The following is a 5961-nucleotide window of genomic DNA, read 5'->3' as shown; positions in this document are numbered from 1 at the left end:
CCGACGCAGGAGGCAAGCAGGACCAGGCAGGGCGCGGCGGCGAGGGCGGACGGGGTGAGGCGCATCGCGCTTCCTTGCCCGAGCGCGAGCGACGGCTCAAGACGAAACGGCAGCGCCACGACGCGGCGCAAACGGGCGCCGCGCGGTTGACACGTTCCGGCCGAATCGGTAAGGGGCTCGCTCCCCAACACGCTGGAGAGCGGCGGTGCAATCGGCACCGGCCGTCTTTTTTGCGTCCGGGGCCAGGACCATGGCCGCCCTGCCCCTGCCGGGGAAAGCGGCCCGGACGCTTTGAGATGGGGTGGCGCCAACCGCCCCGTGGAGCAGGAGACTACATTACCATGGCACGTATTGCGGGTGTCAACATCCCGACCAACAAGCGCGTGATCATCGCGCTCACCTACATCCACGGCATCGGTCGCAAGACCGCGGTGGACATCGCCGACAAGCTGGGTATCGACCACAGCCGCCGCGTCCAGGACCTCAGCGACGCCGAGGTGCTGCAGATCCGCGAGACGATCGACTCCGACCTGACCGTCGAGGGCGACCTGCGCCGCGAAACCGCGATGAACATCAAGCGCCTGATGGACCTCGCCTGCTATCGCGGCCTGCGTCATCGCAAGGGCCTGCCGGTCCGCGGCCAGCGCACGCACACCAATGCGCGCACCCGCAAGGGCAAGGCAAAGCCGATCGCCGGCAAGAAGAAGTAAGTAAGGCGCCCGGAAAACAGTCCGGGGGACTGTTTTCAGCCTTACTCCGCCGGAGGCAGCCCTTCTTTGGGCACAGCCTAGGCTTAGCAGATTTTGTAGGAAGAGCAGAAAAATGGCACGCGAACCCCAGCGCATCAAGCGGCGCGAGCGCAAGAACATCTCGGCCGGCGTCGCGCATGTGAACGCCAGCTTCAACAACACCATGGTCACCATCACCGACGCCCAGGGCAATGCGATCAGCTGGTCCTCGGCCGGCATGATGGGCTTCAAGGGCAGCCGCAAGTCGACCCCCTATGCCGCGCAGGTCTGCGCCGAGGACGCGGGCCGCAAGGCCGCCGAGCACGGCGTGCGCACGCTGGAGGTCGAGGTGAAGGGGCCCGGTTCGGGCCGTGAATCCGCCCTTCGCGCCCTGCAGGCCGTGGGTTTCCACATCACCTCCATCCGCGACGTGACGCCCATCCCGCACAACGGCGTGCGTCCGTCCAAGCGCCGCCGCGTCTAACGACCGGCTGCACGGCACACGGGCGGCGGACGCGTCGCCCGTTCTACCCGTCTGCATCGGCCGGAACGTCCTGTCGGGTCCAGGATATCGAGCGTTCCAGCCACATCCCCAGGGGAATTACATGACTGTCAACATGAAGAACTGGCAGGAATTGAAGAAGCCCAACTCGCTCGAGATCAAGGCCGCGGGCGACGGCAGGCGCAAGGCGACCTTCGTCGCCGAACCGCTGGAGCGCGGCTTCGGCCTGACGCTCGGCAACGCGCTGCGCCGGGTTCTTCTCTCCTCGCTCCAGGGCGCGGCGGTCACATCGATCAAGATCGAGAACGTCCTGCACGAATTCTCGAGCCTCGCCGGCGTGCGCGAGGACGTGACCGACATCGTCCTGAACATCAAGCAGGTCGCGCTGAAGATGGAAGGCGACGGGCCCAAGCGCCTGCAGCTGTCCGCCACCGGTCCGGCCGAGGTGAAGGCCGGCGACATCGCTGTCACCGGCGATATCGAGGTGATGAACCCCAATCTGGTGATCTGCCACCTGGACCAGGGCGCGACGCTCAACATGGAGCTGACCGCGGACGTCGGCAAGGGCTATGTCCCCGCCGTCGCCAACCGCCCGGCCGATGCGCCGATCGGCCTGATCCCGGTCGACGCGCTCTACTCGCCCGTGCGCCAGGTCGCCTACAAGGTGGACAACACCCGCGTCGGCCAGGAACTGGACTATGACAAGCTGAGCCTGACCGTCGAGACCGACGGCACGGTGACGCCCGAGGACGCGGTGGCCTATGCCGCGCGCATCCTGCAGGACCAGCTCCAGCTGTTCGTCCACTTCGAGGACGCGCTGCCCAGCGCCGCCCCGGCGGCCGGCGTCGCTGCTTCGGCCTCTGCCGAGGGCGAGAGCGACACCAACACCATCAACCGCTACCTGCTCAAGAAGGTGGACGAGCTGGAGCTGTCGGTGCGTTCGGCCAACTGCCTCAAGAACGACAACATCATCTACATCGGCGACCTGGTCCAGAAGACCGAGGCCGAGATGCTCCGTACACCCAATTTCGGCCGCAAGTCGCTGAACGAGATCAAGGAAGTGCTCTCGTCCATGGGCCTGCGCCTGGGCATGGACATCCCCGGCTGGCCGCCGGAGAATATCGAGGAAATGGCCAAGAAGCTCGAACAGGAGCTGCTGGGCTGATCCCCTGCCCCTCCGGGTTCGCCCGGAGGGAAATGATCGCCGGACCGGCGGATTTCCGCGCTCTGGAACGGTGTGAACTTTGCCTGCTTTTTAGGCACGGGCTTTGGGCGGTGGCCCCTAACACCGCCTGGTCTGGGCTACCTTACACGGGCCCTTAACGAACGAAGGAAGAAGACATGCGTCACAAGGTTGGTCATCGCAAGCTGCAGCGCAGCGCCGGGCATCGCACCGCGCTGCTCCGCAACCTCGCCGCCTCGCTCATCAAGCATGAGCAGATCCTGACCGGGTCGGCCAAGGCGAAGGAACTGCGTCCTTACGTCGAGAAGCTCATCACCCTCGCCAAGAAGGGTGGCCTGTCGAACCGTCGCCTGGCCCAGTCGCGCCTTCAGGACGACGTGCAGCTGACCAAGCTGTTCGACGTTCTGGCCGAGCGTTACAAGGACCGCAACGGCGGCTACACCCGCATCATCAAGGCCGGCTATCGTGCGTCGGACGCCGCGCCGGTCGCGATCATCGAACTGGTCGATCGCGACACCGATGCCAAGGGCCAGGATTCCGGCCCGGTGCAGGGCGCCGACGAGGACGCGTTCGAAGCGGCTTGATGATCTAGATCCGCTCCCATCGGATCGGACGCTTTTCGAACGGGCCGCGGCTTGATAAGAGCCGCGGCCCGTTTCGCATGACAAGACAAGGCCTGAGAGGATGCGCGTTCCCGCCCTGCTGACAGCGCTGCTGCTTGCGCTCGCGGGCATGCCCGCCAGCGCTACGCCCGATGCGGCGGCGATCGACGCGCGCGGCGATGGGCTGCGCTATCCCGCGACGCCGCGGCTCGACCTGGTCGAGGATCATTTCGGGGTAAAGGTCGCCGATCCCTATCGCTGGCTGGAAAACGACCTGCGCAGCGACCCGGCGGTCCGCGACTGGGTGGCGGAGGAGAACGCCCTCTCCCGCCGCTATCTGGACGCCCTGCCGGGGCGCGAGGCGCTCAAGCAGCGGATGCAGGCGCTCTTCTCGCACGGCCGCTACACCATCCCGCGCAAGGCGGGGCAGCGTTATTTCTACGGCTATAACAAGGGCCTGCAGAACCAGACCCCCCTTTATGTCCGCGAAGGGCTGACGGGGGACGACCGGCTGCTGCTCGATCCCAATGACTGGGCCGGGGACGGCGCGACGGCGCTCGCCGAATGGGTCCCCTCTCCCGATGGCCGTTACCTCGCCTACGCGATGCAGGAAGCGGGAAGCGACTGGCGCACGCTCAGGGTGCTCGACGTGGAGACCGGACGGACCCTGGACGACCGGATAGACTGGGTGAAGTTTTCCCAGACGGCCTGGGACGGACGCGGTGAGGGGTTTTTCTACTCGCGCTTTCCCGCACCGGACGGAGGCACGGCGCCTCTGTCGGCCAGCATCGGACAACAGCTCTGGTATCACCGCATCGGTACGCCGCAGGACGCCGATCGCCTGATCTACGCCACCCCCGACCAGCCTGCGCTGAGCCACACCGCGCAGGTGACGGCCGACGGCCGCTGGCTGATCATCAGTTCGTACGAAGGGATCGATCCCCGACGCGCACTCCATGTCGCGGAACTGACGGGGGACGCGCCGCGCGTGCGCACCCTCACGCGCGACCGGACGAATGACTGGCGGCTGATCGGCAGCCAGGGATCCACCCTCTATTTCCTGACCGACCAATATGCGCCCCGCATGCGCGTGGTGGCGCTCGACGCCCGCCGGCCGCGCCGGTCGCCCCGGCCGATCGTGGCCGAACGCAAGGAGACGCTGGCGGGCGGGTCGCTGGTCGGCGCCCGGATGATCCTGGCCTATATGACCGAGGCCGAAACGGTGGCCGAAGTGGTGGAGCTTGACGGACGCAAGGTGAGCGATGTGCCGCTGCCCGGCCTCGGCACCGCAGCGGGCTTCGGGGGGCGGGACGGCGACCCGGAAACCTTCTTCAGCTTCTCCGGCTTCACCACGCCGCCCAGCATCTACCGCTTCGACACCGCGACGCTGCAATATCAGCTGTTCGCCCGGCCGGAACTGCCCTTTAACCCCGACGACTACGGGATCGAACAGGTCAGCTACCCGTCGAAGGACGGCACGCGCATCCCCATGACGATCATCCGCAAGCGCGTCCTGGCCGACGGGGCGATCGCGGCGCCGACGATCCTCTACGGCTATGGCGGGTTCAACATCGCACTGACCCCCGGCTATTCGGCGGTGCGCATGGCGTGGCTGGAGCAAGGGGGCGCCTATGCGATCGCGAACCTGCGCGGCGGCGGCGAGTTCGGCAAGGCCTGGCACGAGGCGGGGCGTGGCGCCAACAAGCAGAATGTATTCGACGACTTCATCGCCGCGGCCGAATATCTGAAGGCGAACGGCTACACGCCGCAGGACGGGCTGGCGATCGAGGGGCGGTCCAACGGCGGCCTGCTGGTCGGCGCGGTGGTGAATCAGCGGCCGGACCTCTTCGCCGCGGCACTGCCGGCCGTCGGCGTCATGGACATGCTGCGCTTCGACCGGTTCACGGCCGGGCGCTACTGGGTGGACGATTATGGATCGCCGGGGAAGGCGGCGGATTTCCCGTTGCTCTACGGCTATTCGCCCTATCACAACATTCTGGGCGGCAAGGATTATCCCGCCATCCTGGTGACGACCGGCGACAGCGACGACCGCGTCGTGCCCGCGCACAGCTTCAAATATGCCGCCGCGCTCCAGGCGGCGCAGATCGGCGACAAGCCCCATCTGCTGCGCGTCGAAAGTCGCACCGGACACGGCGCGGGCAAGCCGATCGACAAGCTGATCGACGAATATGCCGACAGCTACGCCTTCCTGGCCCATTTCACCGGGTTGAAGATCAGCGCGAAGCCATAGGCGACTGGCCGCCGCCCGCCGCCCCTTCCAGCTCCGGCCCCGTATCGACCGTCGGCCGGAAGTCGGGCTTCTGGCGGATGCCCGCCGCCTGCTCATAGGCAAGGCCGGCGTTGAGTAGCGTCTGCTCGGAAAAGGCCGCGCCGATGAAACTCAAACCCACCGGCAGACCGCGCACCAGCCCCATCGGCACGGTCAGGTGCGGATAGCCGGCGATGGCGGCGGGGCTGGTGGAGCCGCTCGGCCCCTCATACTGGTCGCCCCAGACCGTGTCGGACGGCCAGGCCGGGCCGTAGCTGACCGTCACCAGTAGGTCGAGCCGGTCAGCCGCCAGCATCGCGTCGATCCCTTCTTTGCCGGCGAGGCGCAACGACTTCTCCCGCGCCGCGCGATAGGCCGGATCGTCGAGCCCGCCCTTCGCCTGCGCCATGGCGAAGATGTCCTGTCCGAACAGCGGCATCTCGCCGTCCTTGTGCGCTTCGTCGAAGGCGATGAGGTCCGCGAGGGTGCGGCTTTGCACCTGCTCGGGCCGGGTGGACACGAGATAGGCGGTGACGTCCGCCTTGAACTCGAACTGCAGCACCTCATAGCTCGCCGCCGACATGCCCTCCATCGGCGGCTTCTTCACCTCGACGAGCTCCGCCCCCGCGCCGCGCAGCACGGCCAGCGCCGCGTCGAAGCGGGCGAGCAGTTCGGGC

At 67.1% G+C, this 5961-nt stretch carries 6 protein-coding genes; 5 read left to right on the top strand and 1 reads right to left on the bottom strand.

All coding sequences use genetic code 11. From position 1 onward, the window contains the following. The first annotated feature begins 341 nt into the window (after positions 1–341). The 5 genes from rpsM (at position 342) to M529_RS31890 (ending at position 5266) form a co-directional block, all read left to right on the top strand. Positions 342–710: a 30S ribosomal protein S13 gene (rpsM, locus tag M529_RS31910; protein ID WP_021236987.1), complete on the top strand. Its 369-nt coding sequence runs from the start codon at positions 342–344 to the stop codon at positions 708–710. Between the two features lie 112 nt (positions 711–822). Further along, complete coding sequence (rpsK, locus tag M529_RS31905; RefSeq protein ID WP_004208752.1) at positions 823–1212, top strand: 30S ribosomal protein S11; 390 nt, start codon at positions 823–825, stop codon at positions 1210–1212. A 121-nt stretch (positions 1213–1333) separates the two neighbouring features. Beyond that, positions 1334–2395 carry a DNA-directed RNA polymerase subunit alpha gene (locus M529_RS31900; RefSeq protein ID WP_031294729.1) on the top strand — a complete coding sequence of 354 codons (1062 nt, stop codon included), beginning with the start codon at positions 1334–1336 and terminating at the stop codon, positions 2393–2395. 176 nt (positions 2396–2571) lie between these two features. Next, the gene (gene rplQ / locus M529_RS31895) at positions 2572–2997 is read left to right on the top strand and encodes a 50S ribosomal protein L17 (RefSeq protein ID WP_021317318.1); all 426 of its coding nucleotides are present in this window, start codon (positions 2572–2574) and stop codon (positions 2995–2997) included. Between the two features lie 100 nt (positions 2998–3097). Further along, positions 3098–5266 carry a prolyl oligopeptidase family serine peptidase gene (locus M529_RS31890; protein ID WP_021317317.1) on the top strand — a complete coding sequence of 723 codons (2169 nt, stop codon included), beginning with the start codon at positions 3098–3100 and terminating at the stop codon, positions 5264–5266. Here the strand turns inward: M529_RS31890 and M529_RS31885 are convergent. Then, positions 5250–5961: amidase family protein (locus M529_RS31885; protein ID WP_021317316.1), on the bottom strand; the 712-nt coding region annotated here is incomplete at its 5' end. The genes M529_RS31890 and M529_RS31885 overlap by 17 nt on opposite strands.

The organism is Sphingobium ummariense RL-3 (assembly GCF_000447205.1).
GTDB classification, from domain to species: domain Bacteria; phylum Pseudomonadota; class Alphaproteobacteria; order Sphingomonadales; family Sphingomonadaceae; genus Sphingobium; species Sphingobium ummariense.
This window is presented reverse-complemented; position numbering and strand designations above follow the sequence as displayed.

What these genes read in the sequence shown, in the direction of transcription:
- rpsM (WP_021236987.1), top strand. Translation starts at nt 342, where the DNA reads ATGGCACGTATTGCGGGTGTCAACATCCCGACCAACAAGCGCGTGATC.
- rpsK (WP_004208752.1), top strand. Translation starts at nt 823, where the DNA reads ATGGCACGCGAACCCCAGCGCATCAAGCGGCGCGAGCGCAAGAACATC.
- M529_RS31900 (WP_031294729.1), top strand. Translation starts at nt 1,334, where the DNA reads ATGACTGTCAACATGAAGAACTGGCAGGAATTGAAGAAGCCCAACTCG.
- rplQ (WP_021317318.1), top strand. Translation starts at nt 2,572, where the DNA reads ATGCGTCACAAGGTTGGTCATCGCAAGCTGCAGCGCAGCGCCGGGCAT.
- M529_RS31890 (WP_021317317.1), top strand. Translation starts at nt 3,098, where the DNA reads ATGCGCGTTCCCGCCCTGCTGACAGCGCTGCTGCTTGCGCTCGCGGGC.